General features: G+C 61.3%; 17 protein-coding genes and 4 pseudogenes. 8 read left to right on the top strand and 13 right to left on the bottom strand.

Annotation, left to right across the window (positions count from 1 at the left end; all coding sequences use genetic code 11):
- Positions 1-636 precede the first annotated feature (636 nt).
- The 7 genes and pseudogenes from E4191_RS22130 to E4191_RS22100 form a co-directional block, all read left to right on the top strand.
- Complete coding sequence (locus E4191_RS22130) at positions 637-2,049, top strand: hypothetical protein (RefSeq protein WP_139616478.1); 1,413 nt, start codon at positions 637-639, stop codon at positions 2,047-2,049.
- Positions 2,046-4,064, top strand: coding sequence for a glycosyltransferase (locus tag E4191_RS22125; RefSeq protein WP_139616477.1), 2,019 nt, complete (start codon positions 2,046-2,048; stop codon positions 4,062-4,064). Before E4191_RS22130 ends, E4191_RS22125 begins: the two co-directional genes overlap by 4 nt.
- Entirely contained in the window at positions 4,061-5,785 is a 1,725-nt protein-coding gene (locus E4191_RS22120) for a hypothetical protein (RefSeq protein WP_139616476.1), read from the top strand. The genes E4191_RS22125 and E4191_RS22120 overlap by 4 nt, the downstream gene beginning before the upstream one ends.
- A gap of 169 nt (positions 5,786-5,954) precedes the next feature.
- The gene (locus E4191_RS22115) at positions 5,955-7,124 is read left to right on the top strand and encodes a glycosyltransferase (RefSeq protein ID WP_139616682.1); all 1,170 of its coding nucleotides are present in this window, start codon (positions 5,955-5,957) and stop codon (positions 7,122-7,124) included.
- A complete protein-coding gene (locus E4191_RS22110) occupies positions 7,121-8,218 on the top strand; it encodes a glycosyltransferase family 4 protein (RefSeq protein ID WP_139616475.1) in 1,098 nt (365 codons plus the stop codon). The genes E4191_RS22115 and E4191_RS22110 overlap by 4 nt, the downstream gene beginning before the upstream one ends.
- Entirely contained in the window at positions 8,215-9,180 is a 966-nt protein-coding gene (locus E4191_RS22105) for a family 16 glycosylhydrolase (RefSeq protein ID WP_228461927.1), read from the top strand. Before E4191_RS22110 ends, E4191_RS22105 begins: the two co-directional genes overlap by 4 nt.
- A 62-nt stretch (positions 9,181-9,242) precedes the next feature.
- Positions 9,243-9,326: pseudogene (locus E4191_RS22100) on the top strand (IS5/IS1182 family transposase); the annotation flags it as partial.
- A 32-nt stretch (positions 9,327-9,358) separates the two neighbouring features.
- Here E4191_RS22100 and E4191_RS22095 read toward each other — a convergent pair.
- Positions 9,359-10,630 carry an IS256 family transposase gene (locus E4191_RS22095; RefSeq protein ID WP_135312179.1) on the bottom strand — a complete coding sequence of 424 codons (1,272 nt, stop codon included), beginning with the start codon at positions 10,628-10,630 and terminating at the stop codon, positions 9,359-9,361.
- A 34-nt stretch (positions 10,631-10,664) separates the two neighbouring features.
- Between E4191_RS22095 and E4191_RS22090 the strand changes: the two are divergent.
- Positions 10,665-11,469: pseudogene (locus tag E4191_RS22090) on the top strand (IS5 family transposase).
- Positions 11,470-11,500: 31 nt separating this feature from the next.
- Here E4191_RS22090 and istB (E4191_RS22085) read toward each other — a convergent pair.
- From istB (E4191_RS22085) to E4191_RS22030, 12 genes and pseudogenes are all read right to left on the bottom strand, one after another.
- On the bottom strand, positions 11,501-12,265 hold the full coding sequence (istB, locus tag E4191_RS22085; RefSeq protein ID WP_135818143.1) for an IS21-like element helper ATPase IstB: 765 nt from the start codon (positions 12,263-12,265) through the stop codon (positions 11,501-11,503).
- An 11-nt stretch (positions 12,266-12,276) separates the two neighbouring features.
- On the bottom strand, positions 12,277-12,531 hold the full coding sequence (locus tag E4191_RS22080; protein WP_139616474.1) for a transposase: 255 nt from the start codon (positions 12,529-12,531) through the stop codon (positions 12,277-12,279).
- 153 nt (positions 12,532-12,684) lie between these two features.
- Positions 12,685-13,530: an IS21-like element helper ATPase IstB gene (gene istB / locus E4191_RS22075; protein ID WP_139616473.1), complete on the bottom strand. Its 846-nt coding sequence runs from the start codon at positions 13,528-13,530 to the stop codon at positions 12,685-12,687.
- Positions 13,527-14,782 (bottom strand): annotated as a pseudogene (gene istA / locus E4191_RS22070) (IS21 family transposase). Before istA (E4191_RS22070) ends, istB (E4191_RS22075) begins: the two are co-directional and overlap by 4 nt.
- A 124-nt stretch (positions 14,783-14,906) precedes the next feature.
- Positions 14,907-16,106 (bottom strand): IS21 family transposase, encoded by a 1,200-nt coding sequence (gene istA / locus E4191_RS22065; protein ID WP_228461926.1) that lies wholly within the window; start codon positions 16,104-16,106, stop codon positions 14,907-14,909.
- Positions 16,107-16,528: 422 nt separating this feature from the next.
- On the bottom strand, positions 16,529-16,909 hold the full coding sequence (locus E4191_RS22060) for a response regulator (protein WP_139616472.1): 381 nt from the start codon (positions 16,907-16,909) through the stop codon (positions 16,529-16,531).
- A gap of 2 nt (positions 16,910-16,911) precedes the next feature.
- On the bottom strand, positions 16,912-17,658 hold the full coding sequence (locus E4191_RS22055) for a sensor histidine kinase (protein ID WP_139616471.1): 747 nt from the start codon (positions 17,656-17,658) through the stop codon (positions 16,912-16,914).
- Positions 17,655-19,226 carry an ATPase domain-containing protein gene (locus E4191_RS22050; RefSeq protein ID WP_139616470.1) on the bottom strand — a complete coding sequence of 524 codons (1,572 nt, stop codon included), beginning with the start codon at positions 19,224-19,226 and terminating at the stop codon, positions 17,655-17,657. Before E4191_RS22050 ends, E4191_RS22055 begins: the two co-directional genes overlap by 4 nt.
- A gap of 4 nt (positions 19,227-19,230) precedes the next feature.
- The gene (locus E4191_RS22045; protein WP_139616469.1) at positions 19,231-19,647 is read right to left on the bottom strand and encodes a hypothetical protein; all 417 of its coding nucleotides are present in this window, start codon (positions 19,645-19,647) and stop codon (positions 19,231-19,233) included.
- Between the two features lie 455 nt (positions 19,648-20,102).
- Positions 20,103-21,455, bottom strand: a complete 1,353-nt coding sequence (locus E4191_RS22040) for an IS5 family transposase (RefSeq protein ID WP_139616680.1) — start codon at positions 21,453-21,455, stop codon at positions 20,103-20,105.
- A gap of 121 nt (positions 21,456-21,576) precedes the next feature.
- Positions 21,577-22,334 (bottom strand): annotated as a pseudogene (locus E4191_RS22035) (IS5 family transposase).
- Positions 22,335-22,654: 320 nt separating this feature from the next.
- Positions 22,655-23,689, bottom strand: a complete 1,035-nt coding sequence (locus E4191_RS22030) for an IS110 family RNA-guided transposase (protein ID WP_139616468.1) — start codon at positions 23,687-23,689, stop codon at positions 22,655-22,657.
- Positions 23,690-23,755: the final 66 nt, after the last annotated feature.

Raw genomic sequence — 23,755 nt, 5'->3', positions numbered from 1 at the left:
GTGGAAACAGCTGCTCGAGATCCCAAGCCGCCCGCCTTGCTGATCATATTGTCGATTGGTCTCTGAGCCGAAAATACCGGCGCCGACCAGGGACCGCGAACTTGCTTCGATGGCCCATGCGAGATGTCGCGCCAGACCGGATGAAGTATCGGGTAAAGATGCATATGACATATTGCAACCTAAACATGATTTAAAACTTTGACGCACACGTTTATCTCTCTGGATGGTCGATTTGTGACCTTGATTCGTCCGCCATTGTAATTTGCAACTCAGGAATGAACTTCGGCCCCATGCCTCGGAAGATGCCATTTATTTAGGCTGATCGCGGTCGTCGAATACGACGAAGATTGAGTCACTTGGATTTCTTGGTATAATCAGATTAACGGATTCTGGAGCTTGATGACTTCAGAAAAAAGGGCATTTTCCGTCTGAATTTTTCGAGTGAAAGGCTGTAATCTTGTTCGTAAAGCCCGATAATTGCCCCGCCTATTCAGAAAGTTTTCAGGTCGTGCCGCTTGATGCGCGCACGCCGACTTTGGCCCGACAGCCTTGCCGATGGCGAACTGACAATCTGATGCCGTCAGACAGGTCGTCTCGTTCGGCTTTCGGTATTCCGGGCGTTAAGAACATATCGTCATGAGCATCGAGCCGATTGGTCTTTTCACGCTGGTCTTGATGGTTGCATGCCTGTGCCTCGACTACAGCGTCATGATCATTGCGCTGGTGACGACCTCGATTTTCGGCGCTGCTGCTGCGGTTTTTCTTGGAGGTGCCAATATTCCGCCGGCGCATCTGTTTATCGCGGCGGTCGCGTTGGCGACCCTGGTTCGACGCGATCAGTGCGCCGCAATTCTCACGGCATTGCACCCGACCCGACCGGGTTTCTGGATCTTCTGCTTTGTGGCCTATGGGCTGATAACGGCATTCTTTTATCCCAAGGTGATGTCGGGACTGACCCAGATCATTCCCTTGGGCACCTCTCAATACGAAGATTCCGGCTTTACCGTTCCCCTCGGCCCGGTATCGAGCAATTTCACCCAGAGCATCTATATGATCTCAAGTCTCATGGTCTTCCTGATCATCGCCAGTCTGGCGGCGACATCCGAGGGTTTCCGGACCGCGGCAATCGCGGCGACCGGCTATGTCACCGCCAACGTCGCCTTCGGAATTCTGGACGTGCTGACCTATCTTTCAGGGACGCAGGGTCTGATGGATTTCATGCGCAACGCCAATTACGCGATGCACACGGAAACTGCTGTCGAGGGCATGAAGCGCATTGCCGGCGCATTTGCCGAAGCGTCTACCTTTGCGAGGGCCTCATTGGGGGCATTTGGATTTATCGGGACCTTGTGGCTGTGTGGGCACAGGCCCTGGCTCACGGGCCCGCTGACGGCCGGGACTTTCGTACTGGGGCTGATGTCCACCTCTTCCACGGCAATCGCCATGCTGCCGGTCATGGTCATCGTGCTGTACATGACCGCACTGACGAGGTGCGGCACCGCCAAGCGCGCCCGGATCAGTTCGGCCGTCGTTCTGACGGCACCATTGTTGGCGGCAGTCCTTGTGCTTGCCGTCGTTGCGAATGTCGCGCTCTCGGCGGCGGTATACGACTATCTGGATCTGGTCGTGCTTTCAAAGGCGGGGACCGATTCGGGCGTCGAGCGCGGGTCCTGGAACGCGGTCGGCTTTCAGAACTTTCGCGACAGTGGCGGCCTCGGCGTGGGACTTGGGACGATCCGGACATCAAGTTACAGCACAGCTCTGCTGGGGGGTGTCGGTCTTGTGGGAACCTTGCTCTATCTGATTTTTCTCGGGCTGGCCCTTCTGCGCAACCCCGGTCCGAAAGGGTCCCTTGAAAGGGATGTCCGCATGGCTGCGCGCAATGGCTGCATGGGCTTGATTGCCGCCGACATGCTGGTTGGATCGACGGTCGACCAGGGGCTGTTCTTCTTCACCTTGGCGGCCATTGCTTCTGCCCGCCCCGAGCGGTCACCCGGTTCGGCCCGATCCCTGACAAGCGACCTGTCATTGGCAAGGGTGGCGGCATGACCACAGAATTCACGATCAATGGTCGTTTCCTCGGTCAGGGAATGACGGGGGTCCAGCGATACGCTCACAATGTGATCAGAGCTGTCGACGCGGTGATGACGGCGGAAACGATGTCCGCGCGCATCCTGGCGCCCACCGGCGTCAGCGATCCGGGCCTTGGCGGGCTGGCGCTGGTCGCCTGCGGAAACCTGTCGGGACATCTTTGGGAGCAGATCGAGCTTCCCTGGCTGTGCCGGGGACGCCTATTGAACCTATGCAACACCGCGCCGGCCGGCAAGGCGGACCAGATCGTGTGCATTCACGATGCCAATGTCTTTGTTGCCCCGGACAGCTATGGCTCTGCCTTTCGTCACCTCTATAAACGCCTTCAACCCATGATCGCGCGACGTGCGGCACGAATGACGACGGTGTCGCAAGCGTCGGCTCGTCAGCTTGCGCGGCATTTGCCGGTGCGCGTCAGCGATATCGCCGTGCTGCCGAACGGGCATGAACATGCCTTGGCCTGGGATCCGGCCCTGGCGCGCCATGCGCCCGGCGTCGTCACCCGGGATCGGCCCTTTGTCCTGGCCTTGGGATCACGAGCGCGACACAAGAACCTGCAACTGCTGGCGCAGATTGCCCCCGCGCTTGCCGAACAGGACATCGACATCGTCATTGCCGGAGGCGATGGGGCGATCTTTGTCCCAGATCAGAACACGGCTTCGGTCCCGGCGTCCAACCTGATTCATATCGGGCGTGTGTCGGACCATGATCTTGCCTGGCTGATGGACCGTGCCCTGTGCCTGTGCTTCCCGTCCTGGACCGAGGGCTTCGGCCTGCCCGTGGTCGAGGCGATGGCACGCAACTGTGCGGTCATCTCCTCGGATCGCGCAAGCCTCCCCGAGGTTTGCGGCACTGCCGCCCTGATGGCTTCGCCCGCCGATCCAGCGGCTTGGGTCGGGCATGTCACCCACCTGGCCCGGACTCCGGCGCTGCGGACCGAGCTGGCCGGGCGTGGGCGCGAACAGGTGCAACTGTTTAGCTGGGCAAGCACGGCCGCAGGCTATCTGGACCTGCTGAGTGCGCCGGAAGGGCGCCCGATCCCGGCCGCAATGACCACATCCGCCACGCCAATGTCCCCACCGACAGATGTGGCGGTCATCGTCGCCACACGGGGACGTCCCGATGTCGTCACGGCGACGGTGCGTCATCTGCTGGCGACCCAGACAATTTCTCCCGCTGCCATGATCGTTTCCTGCGCAGAGGCGGGGGATGCGGGGGACCTTGTGCAGATGCCGGGCGTCACCGTCGTAACCGGCCCACCCGGCCTGCCCGCGCAGCGCAACACCGGGTTGGCAGCCCTGCCGCAGGGGATCCGGACGGTGGTGTTCTTTGATGATGATTTCGTCGCCGACCCGGGTTGGCTGGCCGCCGCCGTCCAGATATTCCGCGATGAATCCTCGGTCTCGGCGCTGACGGGGCATGTGCTGGCCGATGGGATCAAGGGCAAGGGAATCGCCTTCCCGACCGCGGTCCAGATCGTGACGAACGCGCTCGCCGGCGGCATTCCCGCATGGACTGAACCTTTCAGCCCCTATGGCTGCAACATGGCATTCCGCGCGGACGCGATCCAGGGGCATGCGTTCGACGAACGGCTGGTCCTGTACGGCTGGCTGGAAGATCGCGACTTCGCGGCAAAGCTTGCCCATGACGGGGGGCGGATGGCCCGGTCGTCCGATCTGCGCGGCGTGCACATGGGCGTGAAACGGGGGCGTGTGGCCGGAGAGCGCCTTGGCTATTCGCAAATCGTCAACCCCGTCTATATGCTGGGCAAAAGGACCATGTCGACGGGTCAGGTCGCGGGTCAGATCTTTCGCAACTTGTGCAGCAACGTCCTGCGTGCACCCGTGCCCGAGCCCTTCATCGACCGCAGGGGCAGGTTGCGCGGCAATCTCATGGCTTTAGGCGACCTGATCCGGGGCCACCTAGAGCCTGAACGGGCAGCCAAGATAACCACGGCAAGGAAAGTTTCATGATCCAGGACAAGGGCGGAATCGGCAAGGCCATGCCCCCCGAACGTCAGCCGGCCAGACGAACCGCCCTCACAGAGGACGGCCCCTCTGCCCTGGTCAAAGCGATAAGCGCGGTCATCCGCCGCACGTTCTTGCCGCTCGGCATCTGGGTTCTCGTCTGCCTCGCCGCCGCGTTCCTCTACGCGCAGTCGCTGCCCCCGGTCTATACGGCGACGGCGACGCTGATCTTCGAGGCACCGAGTTCGTCGCGCGGCGGGCCAGGCGAAACGGTCGTCAACAGACCGCTTGACCTGAACCGCGTCGACAGCCAGTTGCAGGTGATCCGGTCGGAACGGCTGCAGCGCATCGTGTTCGAGAACCTGGGGCTGGCCACGCACCCGGAGGTTCAACCCGAGCCCGGGGTCGAAGCCCCGGCTGAAATGCCGACCGCGATCAACCCTGCCCCTGCCCTTCCCGACATCGGCACAGCGCTGGACGTTCCGGCACTGCCAGAGGACTCGGCGCAGCCCGAAAATGCCATGGAACAGCGAGAACGTGCAGAGGCTTTTGCCCGCTTTCGCGACCGTTTCAGTGCCCACAGGATCGGGCAGTCCTACGTGATCGAAATCTCCTACTCATCCGCCTACCCCGAGCTTGCGGCCCGGATCGCCAATGCCGGCGCCTCGGCCTATCTGCTGCAATCGGTCAGCTTCACGGCGGCGGCCGCATCGGGAGGGGCGGAGTTCGTTCAAAGCCGTGTCGACGCTCTGGAAAGAGAGGTCGCCGCCGCCGCAGCAGCCGTCCGGCAGGGAACGCTGCCCGAGATCCTGATCTCAAATGCCGATGCCCGGATCATCGGCGCGGCATTGGTTCCGCTGGAGCCTTCGGCCCCCCGCGTCAAGTTGATCGCGGCCCTTGGCGGGATGCTGGGTCTGCTCACCGGGATCTTCGTCATCGCGATGAGGTCCGCGCTGAACCGCAAGGTCGGGGACGGCCGGAAACTGGGCACCGACTATGATCTGGGGATACTGGCCGTGATCCCCAAGGCAAAGACCTCTGCCCGAGGAGATCGGGGCAAGGCCTTTGCGATGGCCGTGCGCGACTTGCGCACCGCGATCAACCTGAGCTTCGGGACCGAATCCCAGGACCGAAGCCGCAGTATCGCCTTGGTCTCCTGGAGTGTGGGAACCGGCTGCAGCACGATCGCGACCAGCCTTGCCGAGGTGATGCGCAAGGCAGGTCGCGAGACCGTTGTTGTCGATGCCGACATGCGGGGGGGCAAGCGCGGGCTGACGTGGCATTTCAGGCACTCGTCCCCGGTCGAGGATCCGGACGGGCTGAAGCTGTTGAATGTCGCCGGCAGTCGGCTGCTTCCCAGTTCGGAGCTGGCCGATTATTCGGAAAAACTTGCCGATACGCGCGATCCGGGCGTCGCTGACGTCTTCCGGCGGATGCGGTCCCTGGGCGACGTCCTGCTCGATCTGTCCCCGCTGTCGGAATCGTCCGATGCCCGGGCGCTGGCTCGTCACGCGGATGCCGTCATCCTGATCGCGACCCCCAATTGCATCATCGACGAGATCGTCGAAGCCGCGCGGCAGATCGAGCAGAGCGGCGCGATGCTTTTTGGGGTCGTGATCAACAATCCGGGACGGTCCGGCTTTTCCTCGCATATCTGGCAAGAGCCGCAGCGCCCCTCGCCAAGACGGGAGGTCGACGCCAAGACAAGGGAAAGGGTTAGGGCATGAACGCTCCTAGTTCGTGCCACCTCCGGAACACCTGCGGCCATCGCGATGCCTCGATCCGCGGCAGACAAAGGCGCAGGCCATGAGGACCTTCGATCATCTGGAACTGATCTCCCCCTCACCGCAGGCGGAGGTCGGGGCCAAGGTCGTCAGCGACCCGGCCTTGCAGGGGCTGCGGGTCGCGATCATTCACTATTGGCTGGTGACGATGCGCGGCGGCGAGAAGGTGCTCGAGGCTCTGTGCGAGATGTTTCCCGATGCCGACATCTTCACCCATGTCTATGACCCCGGCGCGGTCTCGGCCACGATCCGCAGGCACAATGTGACGACCACGTTCGTGGGCCGCCTGCCCCGCGCGGCCCGTTACTACAAGTCCTATCTTCCTCTGATGCCTCTGGCGCTGGAGGAACTGGACCTGCGGAAATACGACCTGATCATCAGCAGTGAATCAGGCCCTGCCAAGGGCATCGTGCCCATGGGGAACGCGGTCCATGTCTGCTATTGCCATTCGCCGATGCGCTATGTCTGGAACATGTATCACGATTACAGCGCGCGCAGCGGCCGCCTGAAACGGTTTCTGATGAAGCCCCTGACCCATTACATCCGCAACTGGGATGCGGTCTCGGCGCAGAGGGTCGACGGGTTCGTCGCAAATTCCGACAATGTCCGCCACCGCATCCGCCGCTATTACAACCGGGGCGCATCGGTCGTCTATCCTCCGGTCGCCGTCGCGGATTTTGGCCCGGTCCCGCCCGATGAGCTGGGCGACTATCATCTGATGGTGGGCGAGCTGGTCGCCTACAAGCGCCCCGACCTGACGGTCGAGGCCTTCAACCGGACGGGGCAGAAGCTGGTGGTGATCGGTGGCGGCGAGATGCTGGAGACGGTCCGGAAAATGGCAGGCTCCAGTGTCACCATTCTGGGACCGCAGCCGTTCAATGTGTTGCGTCATCATTATGCGCGATGCCGCTCGCTGGTCTTTCCGGGCGACGAGGACTTCGGCATCGTCCCGATCGAAGCGATGGCCAGCGGGCGCCCGGTGCTGGCCTATCGTCGCGGCGGCGCCCTGGAAACCGTGGTCGATGGTGTGACGGGCCTGTTCTTCGACGACCAGTCGGTCGAGGCCATTATCGACGGTGTCGCCCGCATGGAAGCGGCCCTGGCGACGGGCATCTTCGACAGCGCGGCGATTGTCGACCATGCCATGCAGTTCTCGCCCGACAGGTTTCACAGCCGGATGGAGGCGGTTCTGGCAGCGCATGTCCGGGCGGCGCGGCAAGAGCGAGCGCTGAATGGGCCGCAAGGTTCCCAGATCCCGTCACGGAAGGACATCGCAGAATGACGCTCCGGATCCTGCATCTGCTGAATCACACCCGGCGATCGAACGGTCATGTCCATGCTGCGGTCGATCTGGCCTGCGAGCAACGCCGGACCGGGCATGATGTGATGATCGCAAGTGCCGGTGGCGATTTTGACGATCTGCTCACGACGACAGGCGTCGAGACCGCGCTGATCGATCACACCCGAAAGCCGCGGGTCCTGTTCGACGCCGTCCGTGCGCTGCGACGTGTGGTCCGCACATGGCGACCCGATGTCGTTCACGCCCACATGATGACCAGCGCTGTCCTGGCCTGGCCGGTTTGCCGCCATGCCGAAATTCCGCTGATCACCACGGTCCATAACGGGTTCGAGAAAAGCGCGATCCTGATGGGGCTGGGCACACGTGTCATCGCGGTCAGCGCCGCGGTCGGCGTGTCGATGCGCGCGCGCGGCGTGCCGGCCCGAAAGCTGGATGTCGTGCTGAACGGCACCATCGGCTCTGCCCGGTTCCGCAACCGTGACAACCGCAAGGCCGCCCTGACTTCGCCCACGATCGTGTTCGTCGGGGGCCTGCATCCCAGAAAGGGCTTGCCGGACCTGATGCACGGCTTTGCCATGGCCCATGCCCGCTTCCCCAATTCGCGGCTTTGCGTGGTCGGGGAGGGTCCGCACGGCAAGCTGTACAGGCAGATGGCCGCGGATCTTGCATGCGCCGACGCGGTGACATTTGCCGGCAGTCAGGTTGATCCTTATCGCTGGATGCTGGGGGCCGACATCTTCGTGCTTCCGTCGCTGGCCGATCCTGCTCCGCTTGTGCTGCCGGAGGCGCGTGAGGCGGGGTGCGCGGTGATCGCCACGCGGGTCGACGGCATTCCCGAACTTCTCGAAGACGGAAAGGCAGGTATCCTGGTGCCAAAGTCAGACCCTGCCGCGATTTGCGCGGCACTTTGCAAGCTTCTTGAGGATCCCGATACCCTTGCCGACTGGCGGGCAAACAGTCAGATTGGCATTGATCGTCTGAGAATTGACCGCGTGGCCAAGGAGACCCTGGCAGTCTATGCCAAAGGCCTTGAAAGCAAGGCCCGCGTTGCGGCAGTTGCGGGGCAGGAACAATGAACCGGGACAACCGACCTAAGGACCTGTCACGCCGCGGCGTGCTGGCAATGGGCCCGGGCGCCGCTCTTGCGTCGGGGCTTGGTCTGGCGGGGTGGAGGCCCGCCTTGGCCGCGGATCTCGATTTCGATCCGGAACAGGATCCGACTGCTGGGCGCACGATCATCTTCGAGGATCCCTTCCTGACGCTTGACCGCGAGATATGGGCCGCCGGACCCAAGGCCGGTACGGCCGATCCGGGGTTCTATGGTCGGGCCGCCTTTGCCCGATGGGGCGGGGAAGAGGGTTTTGACCCCTATGCCATTGTCAGCGACGCCGAGGCCTCGCACGGGACGGCCCTTCAGATCTCGGCGAAATACGTCGGCGAAAGGATGAATGTGCCGCATTACTACGGCAACGAGGAACCCGAGTTTCAGTGGATCAGCGGCAATATCCAGTCGGCGCGTTCGGATGGCACGATCATGCGGGGCTGGCGGCACGGTTACTTCGAAGCGCGCATGCTGTTCCCCGAGCATCCGCTGACATGGCCTGCCTTCTGGTTTCTGAACGCCCGCAGCATTCTTGCTCCTGCCACCAGCATCGAGATCGACGTCGTCGAACACAAGGGGTTCGAGCCCCATGTCTACGGCGCCTATCTTCATGAATGGGGCGAACCCGGCGAACGACATGAAAGCAGCGGCGTGACGACCGAGCCCGACATGACCACAAGCTATAACCGCTACGGCGTCTTGCTGGTCAGCGATCAATGCGTGGTCTATTTCAACCGTCGCCCCATCCGCGATCCCGCAACTGACGAGGTGCTGGTATGGACACTGAGCCGATCGGCCGAGATGGAGGCGGCAGACGACGTCTTCTGGCCGCTTATCACACTGGCGTTGCGATCGGACTACGCATTCCCCGATCCGTTGCTGGAGACGCACAAGCTTACCCATATGCGCACCGATTATTTCCGGGTGTACACCTAGGTTCTAGACCCATTGATTTCAGACGTTTGACATGATTCAGGCTCTGCAAGGAGACCTGATGAATGAGCAACTTGTTCTGGCTGACCGAAGCACAGATGGCGCGGCTTCGCCCTTTCTTTCCCAAAAGCCATGGCCGGCCACGTGTGAGCTATGCGGGATTTTGGGTGACGCGGCCTGATCAAGCGGCGCGGCTTTCGTTGGCGTCCTGCTCGGCGACACCGTCAGTGAACTTGACGCCTTCGACGACGAGAGGCAACTGGTTTGCGCCCTTCAGTCGTCGCCATTTCTTCGCTGCGGCCTGAACCAGCTTGAACACCATCAGCTTCGCTGTCTTCTGAGACAACGCGCCTTTGGTTCGGACGGTGCGATGGCGGACGGTCGCGAAGACGCTCTCGATCGGGTTGGACGTGCGCAGGTGGTCCCAGTGAGCGGCCGGGAAGTCGTAGAAGGCCAGCAGTGCCTCTCGATCCTTGGTCAGGCAGGCGACGGCTTTCTCGTATTTCACGCCATACTTCTCGACGAAGGTATTGACGGCGGTCTCTGCCGCCGCGCGGGTCGCGGCTTGCCAGATCTCCCGCAGGTCAGTCTTCACCGCCGGGTGCATCGACTTCGGAAGCTTGTTCAGGACGTTGGACACCTTGTGGGTCCAACAGCGTTGGTGGCGCGTGTCGGGGAAGATCTCATCCAGCGCCTTCCAGAAGCCAAGGGCACCATCTCCGACCGCGAGGTCCGGTGGCGCCGAGAGGCCGCGGGCCCTGAGGTCGACCAGCAGTTCATGCCAGCTCTGCGCGCTCTCGCGGACCCCAACCTGGAACCCCAGCAGCTCCTTCTTCCCTTCCGGCGTCGCCCCGATGATCACCAGCATGCACTCGGCCTGCGGCTCCATCCGGGCCTGCAGATACACGCCGTCGGCCCAGACATAGACGTAGCGCCGGGCCGAGAGGTTTCGGCGTTGCCAGCGGTCATGTTCTGCTTGCCACTCGCCCGTGAGCCGCGAGATCGCTCCTGGCGACAGGTTGGGCGCATCCGGACCGACCAGCGCGCTCAGAGCCTCCTGGAAGTCTCCAGTCGAGACGCCGCGCAAGTAGAGGACCGGAAGCAGAGCATCAAGGCTAGGCGAACGGCGCGCCCACTTCGGAAGAATGCGCGAATTGAACCGGATCTTGTCCTCCGGCGGCGCATCAGCTGCCCGGTCGCGCACCTTCTGTCTCTGCACCGGGATAGGGCCGATCCCGGTCTGGATGTTCCGCTCAGGGCCGGTGCCGTGGTGGACAACGCGCTGCCTGCCATCGGGCAGGCGCTCCTCAGCAAACTGCGCGACAAAACTCGCGGCCTCAGCCCTGAGTGCCGCTGCCAGCATCTGCCGGGCGCCGTCGCGTGCAATCTCGGTGAGTGGATCAACGACAGATCCGGGCTGGTGAAGCGGGGTGATCGTGATATCATCTTCCAAGGCGTATCGCTCCTTCGGGAGGTTCTGGCAGGCTTTGACACCCACCACGATACGCCGCCTTCTCAGACCCCATCACCCAAAATCGGCCATAGCTCGCCACGTGTCGATGATCTGCGCGTCCTGAGCGGCATTATTTTCATCAATCGCAATGGCTTGAGATGGTGCGATGCACCGAGGGAATACGGACCGGCCAAGACCCTCTACAATCGCTGGAAGCGTTGGAGCGACAACGGGGTCTTCGCCCGGATCATGGTGGGCCTGGCCGCTGAAGGCACGGATCCGAAGACGATCATGATTGACGCGACTTATCTGAAAGCGCATCGCACGGCTTGCAGCCTGCGGGCCAAAAAGGGGGGCGCGGTCGCCAGATCGGTCGAACGAAGGGCGGCATGAACACAAAGCTGCACGCCGTCACTGATGCGAAAGGCCGACCGATCCGGTTCTTCATGACGGCAGGGCAGGTCAGCGACTACACGGGGGCGGCGGCGCTGCTGGGCAGCCTACCGAAGGCCGACTGGCTCTTGGCAGACAGGGGCTACGACGCGGACTGGCTGAGAGAAATGTTGGAAGACAAGGGCATAAAAGCCTGCATCCCCGGCCGGAAGTCCCGCAAAAAGACCGTGAAATACGATAAACGCCGCTACAAAAGGCGCAATCGCATCGAGATCATGTTCGGTCGGCTGAAAGACTGGAGGCGGGTGGCCACGCGTTACGACAGGTGCCCGGAGACATACCTCTCCGCTATCGCTTTGGCTGCAACCGTCCTGCGCATTCCGACGCATCCGGTCGGCTGTTCCGACAACATCCGGTCAGTCATTCCGGGGTATCCGGTCAGCTGAGGATCTTTGCCGCATAGGCATAGTTTTGATGTCAGGCGCTGTGACCTTCGTCAAGATTTTCGGTGGGATTACCCGAGCGGCGCATTGACGGCCCGTCGAGGTTGAGGCGATGGGCGTTGTGGACCAAGCGGTCGAGGATGGCATCGGCAAATGTCGGTTCGCCGATCACGTCGTGCCAGGCCGAGACCGGCAACTGGCTGGTGATCAGGATCGAGCCGCGGTCATGCCGGTCCTCGACGATTTCCATCAGATCGCGCCGCTGGCCGGCGGTCAGGCGATCCGGGCCCCAATCGTCGAGGATGAGCAGGTCAGCCTTCACCAGGGACCGGAACAGGCGCGGAAAGCGCCCGTCACCGTGGGCAAGTTCGAGATCGACGAAGAGGCGCGGCATCCGCTGATAGATGACGGTGAGGTTGTCGCGGCAGGCGCGTTGGCCGAGGGCGCAAGCGAGCCAAGTCTTTCCAACGCCACATGGCCCGGTGATCATCAGATTGCGGGCGTCTGCGATCCAGCGCCCGGTGGCAAGCTGCTGGAACAGCATTCGGTCCAGTCTACGCGGAGTGCGGAAGTCGACATCTTCGATTGCGGCGCCGATGTGACGTAGCTTCGCTGCACGCATGCGCGTTTGGAAACGGCGGGTATTGCGGCTGGCGATCTCGCGGTCGACCAGCAGGCCGAGCCATTCGGGATGGCTCAGTTCTGCGGTGGCGTCCTGCGTCTGCAATTCGACAAACGCCTCGGCCATGCCGTCGAGCCGCAAGTTGCGGAGCTGGTCCAGGGTCGGGTGGGTGAGCATCTTCTGTCCTTTCAATGGAAGTAACCGGGGCCACGGATATTGCCGTGCTGGATCGCGGGCCCGTCCGCGGCGGGTTCGGGCCGGCTGCTGCGATGCAGGTTGTTCTTCAGGATCGAGTTCACCGAAGAGTAGGACCGCGCCCCGATCGTGAGCGCCCGCTCGCAGGCCGCTTCCAGCGCCTCGGGGCCATAGGGTTTGGCCAGGCGCATGATACCGAGGCAGGAGCGGAAGCCCTGCTCGGGGTGGCTGCGATCGCGCAGGATCACCGCGACCAGGGTGGCGGTGTTCGGACCGATTTTTGCCGCCCAGGACTTCAGCCGCGCGGGCGACCAGTCGGAATAGCGCCGATGACTGTAAATGCTGGATCGAATTTCCCCAGAAGTGCTGGCGCAAATTTCCCCACCCTTCGAGTTCGGCGATCAGCCGTTCAGTTGATGGGCGCCTCCGTTTTTCAACGGCCGACCGCGGCGTTTGGGCGGCGGTGGCGGGGTAATGCTGGCGTGGGCGCGCGTGTGTTCCGGGATCAGGTCGGTATGATGTCTGAGCCGGTAGCTGGCGCCCTCGATCTGGACCACGACGGCATGATGAAGCAAGCGGTCCAGAAGCGCCGTCGCGACGACAGGATCACCAAAGATCTCGCCCCATTCTGCGAAGCCCCGGTTGGAGGTCAGGATCATTGCGCCTTTCTCATAGCGCGCGTTGACGAGCTGGAAGAACAGATTGGCGCCCCCGCTGGTGATGGGCAGGTAGCCGATCTCGTCGACAATCAGCAGGGAGGCACGGGCATAGAAGCGGATCTTCTCGGTCAGACGTCCTTCACGCTCCGCCTTGGTCAGGGCTTCGATCATATCGGCAAGGGAGCATCGATACACACTGCGCCCGGCCCTTACTGCCGCGACACCGATGGCCGTGGCGAGATGGCTCTTTCCGGTTCCTGGAGGGCCGAGGAAGTGCAGCACCTCGGCCCGCTTGATGAACTCCAGCTCGGCCAGGGCCATGATGCGGTGGCGGTCCAGTGAAGGCTGGAAGGAGAAGTCGAAGCTTTCCAGCGTCTTGATCGGCATCAGCCGCGCGGTTCGCAATGCGACGCCGATGCGCCGGCCTTCGCGCAGGTTCAATTCCTCTGCCAGTAGCTCGTCGATTGCCTCGATCGCGCTGATCTCCCCCTTTTCCAATCGGCTGAGGGTCTGATCCAGTGTCTCGAGGGCGCGAGCCATGTGCAGGCTGACCATGCTCTGGCGGATGCGTTCGGTGACGGGGATCATGGGCGGCCCTCCTGTGCATTCGCCAGCCGCCGCCCGACAGCTTCATAGAAAGCCAGAGGACGCCGGGCCACAGGGGCGTCGACCGAAGATGACGGGATAAGCTCTGCCCGCCGCGTGGTCGGAACGGGCTTGCGATGGCCGGGATCGACCCTGCGCTGGTTCTTGCCCTCCAGTACCGGATGTCTGGCGATCAGCTGGCCATCCTCGAAGATCCGGACCTCGGCCGGATGGTTCTGGACCTCGACGATCCGCCGCCGCGTGGTGTCGGGAACGGCTCGTATTGGTTGCCGCCCACCGCGACCATGCCTTCCTGGCTGATACGCCGTTCGACCGTCAGCACAGCGTCGTAGGGGCGGCCAGGCAGGGCCAGAAGATGCGGCTTCTCCTCGGCAAAATGCTCATCCACGACCCGATTTGTTGTGGCATGCACCCTCGGATTGGCAATGGTCGTGCGCCACTCTTCGAACTGGGCGTTCAGGTCGTCCAGATCGCGGAAGCTGCGCCCGAGGAAGAAGTCCTGCCGGACATAACGGAACGGCCGCTCGACCTTGCCTTTCGTCTTGGCCCGATACGGCTGACAGGCTCGTGGTGCCGACCCGTAATGGGCCAGCAGCGCCAGCAGGGAGACGTTGTAGGTCACGACGCCGGAAGCATCCTCGCCGATGACCGCAGTCTTCATCCGGTCATACAAGACTTCGGTGCAGGCCCCGCCCATCGTTTGAAACGCTGCGATGTGGCAGCGCATCACCGTCTCCAGCGTCTGGTTCGGACAGAACCGCCCCCAGAGCCAACGACTGTGCCCCAGCACCATGCTGAACAGCCAGACCTTGCGCAGCACGCCGGGTTCGGACGTGAACTCTACCTGGAACTCGGCAAAATCCACCTGTGCCTGCTTGCCGGCTGGCGTTTCGAAGCGACGCTCGAACTGCCGCGGCGCTACGGGCCGAACCAGCCGGAGATACTCCGTCAGCGTGGAATAGGCACCTACATACCCCATCGCCTTGATCTCGCGATGCAGCCTGCGGGCAGACAGCCCGGGAAAGGCTTCAAGCCGCTCTGCCAGATAGGATTGGAACCGATCTGCCAGCCGATCACCCGGCTCTCTGGGACCATACACCGGGGCCTCAAGGCCCCGTTCCAGGTATTTCCGAACCGTCTTGCGGTCGAGCCCGGTCAGGCGCGCAATCGCGCTGATGCCCAAGCCCTGCCGTTTCAAATCCAGGATCATCACAATCTCCCTCAATCCTACCACCTGCCCGCCCTTCCTTTGGCATCAGCAGAGGTAATCCTGCGCCGCCGATGGTCAGGGGGCATGCCCCCTGACCATCGGCATCAGCGCTAAACTGGGGAATTTTCATCCAGCCGTTTTGGGGAGATTACGTCCAGCACTCACAATGACTGGCCGGCATGTGATCGGCGACGGTGGTATGCTTGCGGTTGGACGAGGTCCTCGCGTGGGCCGCGACACGCTTGCCAAGGTGGAAGATCTCGATCGTCCGGGCAGTGAAACGGACCCAGACCTTCTCGCGCAACAGGCTGTGTGGCGCCGAGTAGTAATGCTTGTCGACCTCGACATGGTAGTCGAGCCCGACCGTACATTGCTTCCATTCGGAGAAGACATAAGGCTCGGCTGGCAAGGAGCGGAGCGCCGAGCGCTCGATCTCTTCGAACAGATCCCGCCGGCTGGCGCCGAGATGCCGGGTCACTCGGTCGTTCAGCTGATCGAGGAGGACGCGGATCGCGGCGTTCAGTTCTGGCAACGAAAAGAAGCGCTGATTGCGCAGGCGCGCCGCGATCCAGCGTTGGGCGATCTGGACCGCCACCTCGACCTTGGCCTTGTCGCGCGGTTTGCGCGGCCGGGCCGGCACCACCGCGGTGCCGTAATGCGCGGCCATGTCGGCATAGGTCCGGTTCACCGCGGGCTCATAGAAGCAGGCCTTGGTGACGCCGGACCTCAGGTTGTCCGACACCACCTGCGCCGGCACCCCACCGAGATAGCTGAATGCCCGGCAATGGGCGCCGATCCAGTCGGACAGCCCCTGGCTCCAGGTTGCTTCGGCATAGGTCAGGTTCGAGGCGCCGAGTGCGGCGACGAACAGCTGCGCCCGGCGAACTTCGCCGGTCGCTCCGTCCATGACCTCCAGTGTGGTGCCGGCGTAGTCAACGAACAACCGCTCGCCGGCGACATGGTGCTGGCGCATCACCGGCGTCAGCCGGCCGCTCCAGCGCCTGTAGAGATCGCAGAAGCGGCTATAGCCATAACCTTCGGGATGAACCGCGCGGTATTCCTCCCAGAGCAGCGACAGGGTCACGCCCGGCCGCCTCAGTTCACGATGGATCGCTGGCCAGTCCGGCCGGGCCTCGACGAGACGGTTGGGGCCGCCGGTCGGGTGAAACAGCAGCGCTTCCAGCGCCGCGTCCGTCATCTGCGCCGCAAGCGGCCAGCTCAGACCGGCGCGCTCGACCCGCTTGAGATAATCGCACGCCGTGCTCTGCCCGACGCCGAGGCTTTCGGCAATCTTCCGCGTCGACAACCCGCCAGCATGCAGCCGCAGTGCTTCTCTGATCTTCCTCATCGTCAGTCTCTTCATGGGGCCGCCCGCTCTCTTCAAAAGAGCAAGCGTAGCCCGCCGCAGGACTGCCAAGCAGCGTCAGAACCTCCCCTCGTCAGGGTGACCGGATGCCCCGGAATCGGTGACCGGATCAGATTGGAATGGGTGACCGGATCAAATCGGAATCCCCGACCGGATCACCTCGGAATGCGCAACCGTCCTGTTCTGGCTCTGAAACTCAATGAGTCTAGACCCTAGTACCGTCTCCACCAGCGCATGGCTATGCAGGAAGCGAGACGCTTCTCGTCTGCCTCACCCTTGACGGCGATGTCAAAGCGCTCGGCGCACTCGAGATCGCGTACTTCCGCTCGACGCTGCGTCTACGGCATGCTTGGCGATCGCGGGACAATCTCTGATGTTGCCGGCAATCAGAAATCAAGGAGGGCTTATGCTTTGTCGCGATAGCCAAACAACGCCTTCGCGGCCTTATCTAAAAGGGTTGGTTTTTCGCAGCGAACTATTTCAACGTAGCAATTTGGAATAAAATTGCTGTCATATCCGGTGGTAAACACGAAGCTCACTTCGCGTCGGAGGAGCGCGTCGGCAACTGGCCAAGACATTATGCCCTGTAAATTGATATCTACGATCGCTCCATCGATAAGCTCCGTCTGCCCGATCAGCTCGATGGCGGCAGCCACGCTCGCCGCTGGTCCAATGACCTTGGCCCCGCCAGCTTCCAGCTCGAAGGTCATATCCTCTGCAATTAAATAGTCGTCTTCGACCAACAGCACATTGCGGCCGGCAAGCATGGTCTTGATGTCGGCCATTATCAGTAATCCCCCAACCTAGAGACATTGGTGAGCGGCAGATTGATCGTACACCGCACGCCATCACGGTTCAGTTCGAAACTGGTCGTGGCATTAAGCGCGTAGGGAAGCGCGCGCTCGATGAGCTCGCGGCCATACCCCTCTCGCATGCTGCTCTCCGCTTCCAGCGCCTGACCAAAACCCTCCTCAACCCACTCCAAAACAAGGCTGGGGGTCGCGCCATCTACCTGCTTTACGGCCCAAGTGACCTTCAGGGTTCGGCCTTCGGCTGCTAGCGCTCCGTGTTTGCGAGCGTTGGTGACGAGCTCGTGTATCGCAAGCGCCATGGTCTGCACGATAGTGTCCCGAAGCACGACACTGGGACCAGCAAGCGTGACCCGATTGTCAGAAGCTTCGGCCCCAAGTGCGTCTAGCTCCATGCGGATCAGCGCGCCGATGGTGATCGGCTCGATCTGGGTGCGGGACAGCAGACCTTGCACGCGCCCGAGTGCCTGCAAGCGCTCGTTGAATTTTGTGCGGAAGGCCTCAGTCGGACCCGTCCGCTCCATCGTCCGGTTCGCGATCGCGCTCACCACGGCGATGAGATTGCGGGTGCGGTGCTGGAGCTCCGCAACCATCACCTCCATCCTCGCCTCGGCACGTTGAGCCTGTTCGGCCATCTCGTGTTGACGAATTGAAGATTCCAACAGCGCAGCATTCATGTCGCGCAGGAGCTGATCGTGCTCGCTATCCTGCGCAGAATCGGTCATTCCGCTTTCCCTTGGGGCGGCTCTTCGTCAGACTGGTCACGCGCTCGGGCAGTCGAATGCTCGGCTCGCTGATCGCGGGCTTCCCAGGACCAAGTCTCGGGGATGCCGCTGGTGAGGCCGCGATAGCCCCTGAGCGGCTTGCCGATCACCACGCCCCGGTCTGTGATCGTGTATTCGTGCATATCGATGCTGTGAGGGCCGCCACGCATTTTCACCACGATCAGCATCTTGCGCATCTGTCCGTCGATCGAGACGTAGCGCAGTCGCACGATGTCATCCGTCAGGAACGATATCGCGTAGTTGCTCAGACCCATCGAGGTGAAGTTTTCCTGAACCTCCACAGTGCTCACGACCGTCACGCCCGTCCGCGTGAGCGCCGCGATCATCCGATAAAGCGATTCGCGGAACTCGTGCCGAAATTCCGGGGCCAGCGCCATTTCGAAGCCGACAAGTGAATCTAGCACGACGCGTTTTGCGCCAAGGTCGTTCACTGCAGCGATCACTTCATGGACAGTTTCATCAACGGAAAGGTCCAACGGACGGATGTAGATGATCTTGAGCGTGCCCGCTTCTTGCGGGGTTACAAAGTCGAGACCAAGCTTACCGGCCCTCCGAACATAGTCCTTTGGAAGTTCTTCGAAGATGACGATGACTGCCGGCTCCCCGTGACAAAGGCCTTCGGCGGCGAATTGTGACGCCAGCATCGACTTGCCTGACCCGGACGGCCCCGCCAGCAGCATACTGTCGCCCTCGGGAACACCGCCGTTCAACAGCGCATCGAAGCCAGGGACACCCGTCGCAAGCCGCCGCCCGCCCTTGATGACACTCGACGACGCGGTAAGCCCGAGCGTCCGCGGGAAGGTCTGCACGCCATCGTCCGTGATGCGGAATGTGTGCATCCCAGGCACGGTATTCTGACCGCGCATCTTGATGACCTGCATCTTTCGCACGATCGAGTTACGTTCGGCGCTTTGGTTGAGCCACAACAATCCGTCGGCGACAGTGAATACGGGGTTGTCTCGAAACTCCACCTCTGAATATTCGCCGATGAGGAACGAGGTGACCTGCCAGCTGGTGAGGTGCAGCGCCAATCGCTGAATGAAGTCCGGTAGCTCCATCCCACTGCCATCGCTTTGGGCGCTTCGCAGCATCGTACGGAACGAGTCAACAAAAACCATACCAGCGTTGGAATTTTCGACCTCTTTGACAATAACATCAAGCACCGCGCCGAGGTCTTTCTCCATGACGACATGGCTGAGATTGATGAAGCGAATGGCACCATCTAGCTTGGTCATGTCGAAGAATGAGAATTGCTGCTGATAGCGCAGCATTTTGATGGCTGGCTCGCCAAGCACGGTAAAATAGAGGGCCGGGCGTTCAGGCGTGGCATTGGCGAACATGATCTGATGCGCCAGCGTGGTCTTGCCGCCACCGGGATTGCCGGCGACGATGTTGAACGAATATTCCGGTAGCCCGCCGGCTAGGATTTCGTCGAGGCCGGGGACACCAGTTGGCAGGCGTCGGATAGGCACCCGGCCCCGCTCGTGGTTTTTGCTCTCACTGCTCATGCGATTAATCTCGTGTCCCATGTTGGTCGTCTAATGATGCGTCGGGCCACGCCTCGCGAACGAAACGCAGCATAAGCGGTTCCCCTACGAAGGTGACCAGAAGCCCCAGAAACTGCGCGATGATCGCAAGCACCGCGTCGCTTGAGAGCTGCTCCAGCCCTTCAAGCGAACCATCCGCTCTGACTGAAAGCTGTCGCAGCGAAGGATCGTCGGCGCGCGCAAGCGCAAGCGCTCGTCGCATGAGTGAGGTGAAGCCGCTCAATCCGGCGAACCGCGCCAGCGCGTCCCGTAAACGCTCAAATACCCGTGCCGCTTCATCGGCCGGGTCATCGAACGCGTTTTGATGCCGCCTTTCCAAAGTCAGCAATTGTTGCGCTAGCGCTTGCATCGATAAAAGCGGCTCCCCCCTTTTGAGTGACATCAAACCCTTCTTAATATTTTCGTCTTAAAATCTTCTAATAAATAATAGCATTTAATATAATTTCGCAGATTAGGATTTTTTTAAATTTCAAGGATCTGTCCCAGCTTATCTTTAATGCGTAGGTTCCGGGCCTTTTCAGAGCAAAAGCATGCAACTGCCTTCTTATATCTTCCATATCCTTCTCAACTTATTTATCTCGCGGCGCCTGATCTTCAGCAAGGTACAATTTTGCATAGCGCTCGTGTTCTTCAGGTAAGGCGGGGCCTACGATTGATGAATATGTCATGTCGTTTCTCTTACCGTCGCTGGATCTGTGCAATATAAATTAGGATCCCAAACGTGCAAACCATGCAACGTTGCAAACCAACTTTTACTGTTGCCAAACTTTTCTGATAAAATATTCAAGACACAATATATGATAATTTACAATAAGTAAATAACATCTATTAATTAGTTCAGGCTGAACAACGCTGCCCGTGGGCGAGATAGCCATTAGCTGTCCTGATCACTCGGAAGATGGCGGTCAGAATGAGGGCCAACAAAGCCCTGAGGTGGGCCAGGATCTTGCGGATGTTATGGCCGCAGCCGCAGAGCACGGCGAAGATGGCGTCCCCGGACGTGCCTTTCAGTGGGCAGCGCGATAAACGTCCGTCTGTCTTCATGTGTCCGATCTCGGGCTCGATGGCGCTGCGTCGCCTCAGCAGCGCTTTCAGCCTCGGCGACAGGCCGCGGCGGGTGCCGCTGATCAGGACCTTCGTTTCCAACATCCCATGGCCGCGATACCCGCGGTCCACGACCGCCAGATCCGGGGTCCTGCCAGTCAGGATGGCCACCTGCTCCAGGGCTTCGGGCAAAGTGTGGCCATCGTAAGGATTTCCCGGCAAGGCACGCATTCCCACGACGAAGCCCTCGTCGATGGTGGTGGCCAGACTGACCTTGGTGCCGAACTCGTAGCGTTTGCGGGCCTTGCCCTTGGAGATGCAATCGACCTCGGGCTCATGCAGGGCGTAGATCTTGCCGCGGCTTTTGGGGGTCTGATGGAGCAGACGACCGACGAGCACGAGAGTGTCCAGAACCCGTTCGCGGAAGGACCCCTCCGCAATCCCGTCCAACTGCCGGCGAATATCCCGCAGGACACGACCGGTGTATCCCCTCAGCTGTTTCAGAGCCCTGCCCATGCGTTTGAACTGCCGGGCATGGGCGTAGCGCCCGATCCGCACCGCCAGGCGCGGCGCGAGACGATTGTAGTTCTGCCGCAACGTGATCCCGCCTTCGTCGGCGAGGGCGACAAGCTTGCCGCGTGCTGTCTCATACAGGCGGGCATCGGTCGGGTGGGCGATGTTCTTTTCCATCACCGTCGTATCCACGGCGACACGCGACAGGCTGCGATCCTCCACCGCGCCTGATCTCCGCCCGGCCTCGATCGTCTTGGTCAGCAGCCACTCCGCACCTTCTTCGCCGATCCGCTTGCGCCACCGAGTCAGAGAGGATGGGTCGATCGGTGGGCTGTGCTGGAAGAACGTCTCACCGGTAAAATGCTGGTAGTAGGGGTTCTCAACCCAACGAGCGACGACGGCCTCGTCAGAGAGCCGATAGGCGTGCTGAAGATACAGCAGGCCCGCCACCAGCCGCGGCGAGGTTGCCGGCCGCCCTGTGGTGGAAGGAAAGAAGCCTGCCCATTCGGTCTCGAAGAACTCCCAGTCAATCAGCGCGGCCAGTTTCGCCAGTTCATGGCGCAGATCGATCATGTCGGTCAGGCGGGGACGCAGGAGATCATCCTGCTCTTCAGCGCGCGGACGAGGCTTCATCACAGCTCCGGAAATTCGCAAGGTTCCGAGTACCAGCATACGAAGCCCTGCAATTCCCCGCTACCGTTTTGGGAGGATAAGCAAGCAAATCCAGATATTCAGGTTCCAGACTCATTGAGTTTCACAGCCAGAACAGGAGGGTTGCGGCCAACGCGATTGCGGAGAGGTAGGTTTCCGGGCACCTGTCGTAACGCGTGGCGACACGTCTCCAGTCCTTCAGACGACCGAACATGATCTCGATGCGGTTGCGCCTTTAGTAGCGCCGCTTGTCGTATTTCACGGTCTTCTTGCGGGACTTCCGGCCGGGGATGCAGGCGCTTATCCCTTTGGCTTCTAACGCTTCTCGCAGCCAGTCGGCGTCATATCCCCTGTCAGCCAGAAACCAGTCCGCCTTCGGCAGGCTGCCCAACAGTGCTGCCGCACCGATGTAATCGCTGACCTGCCCTGCCGATATGAAGAACCGGATGGGACGGCCCTTCGCATCGGTGACAGCATGCAGCTTCGTGTTCATGCCGCCTTTTGTTCGGCCGATCTGGCGACCCCGCCCCCCTTTTTCGCGCGCAGGCTGCAAGCCGTGCGATGCGCCTTCAGATACGTGGCATCGATCATGATCGTCTTCGGATCGGCGCCTTCGGCGGCCAGGCCGACCATGATCCGGGCGAAGACCCCGTTATCGCTCCAACGCTTCCAGCGATTGTAGAGGGTCTTGGCCGGCCCGTATTCCCTCGGAGCATCGCACCACCGCAAGCCATTGCGATTGATGAAGATAATGCCACTGAGAACGCGCAGATCATCGACCCGCGGGCGGCCATGACTCTTGGGAAAGAAAGGACGAAGGCGGGCCATCTGCGCCTCGGTCAGCCAAAACAGGTTGCTCATCGATCAGGTCTCCTTGCGGAGCCTGAATCATGCAGAGACCGTAAAATCAATGGGTCTTCTCTATTCGGCGTTGTCAGGTCAAGCGCCATCGAGCAATGAACCGTTGTGGGGTCTTGGTCGTTCGCGGGCTCTCGCTTCTCTTCGGGATCAGCACAGTGGCTCTCCCATCATGGGATCAGAAGAGCGAGGTGGTTCAATCTGGAGCGCGGCCTGACAGCATGTGCTGTTGGAACTAGACCCATTGCGAACTCGCCTCGCCCGTCGTCCCGCGAAGGACACCTTCCCACCGGCGGTGGAACTCCTGCTTCTTTCCTACACGGTCATGCTGCCGTGGCTTCCTCCCGTGACCAGCGGAAATCGCTGCCATCAACCCACATTCTGTGCATGATCACGGCAAGGCGCCGGGCCAAGGCCACAACCGCCTTTTTGAAGCCGCCTCGCTTCGCCAGGTTCATGGCCCAAGCTTTCAGCCATGACCATTTCTTCACCCGGGTCAGCATTGCCTGCGCCGCCTCATAGAGCAACCCTCGCATCATGCCATCACCACACAAGGACACCCGTCCGATCCGATGGCTTTCGCCCGATTGCTTGAGCATCGGTGTCAGTCCCAGGACTGGGCCGACCGCCCGGGAACTTCGAAAGCGTGTCGGGATGTCAATCGTGCTGATGAAAGCAAGCGAGGTCACAGGCCCAACACCAGGGATCGTCATCAGGCGCATGCAGACGGCGTCGTCCCTGACAATGCCCAGCACCTTGCGGTGCAGCTGGGAAAAGGCCTCCCTGAGCTTTTGTCTTGCGGCGAGCAACACACGGAACACCTCTCCTAGATCCGGCAAGGCCTCAATGAGATCGCTGACCCGGGCTTCGAACCTTCCCGCTCCAACAATCCCCACCTTAAGCCCGAAATTGCGCAACAGGCCGCGGATGTCGCTCTCGATTGCAAGAGCCTTTTCCTGCAGGAGCTTGCGGCTGCGCAGCAGGGCGCGGTGCTTTTGGCTGGCTAAGGTCTTCACATGCACTGGGCGATACAGATTGACACGCATCATCTGTGCGATCCCGCGCGCGTCATTGCGGTCTGTCTTGTTCACTTGCGCCTTGAGGGAAGCCTTGGCATGGCGCGTTTCGATGCAGATCGCCGGAAGCCTGGCCTTAGCCAGGCCCTCGAACAGCCACTGGGAGAGTGGACCAGCTTCCAGCCCAATCCGCTCAAGCCGGACGCCCAGGCCATTCAATGCGCAAGAGATGTCCTCCGGGTGGCTGGTAACCTTGAACTCCCGACAAATCCGGCCATCCTCATCCTCGATGCAGATCGAAGTGTCTTTCACCGATACATCCAATCCGGCATAGTGCTTCATGCTGCGCTTCCTTTCCTGATGCTTGTGGCTGCTTCATACAGATCACGTTCTACCATCAGCTCGAAG

The sequence above is a fragment of the Paracoccus liaowanqingii genome (assembly GCF_004683865.2).
GTDB classification, from domain to species: domain Bacteria; phylum Pseudomonadota; class Alphaproteobacteria; order Rhodobacterales; family Rhodobacteraceae; genus Paracoccus; species Paracoccus liaowanqingii.
Note: the sequence above shows the minus strand (reverse complement) of the source record. Positions and strands in the feature narration are given on the sequence as shown.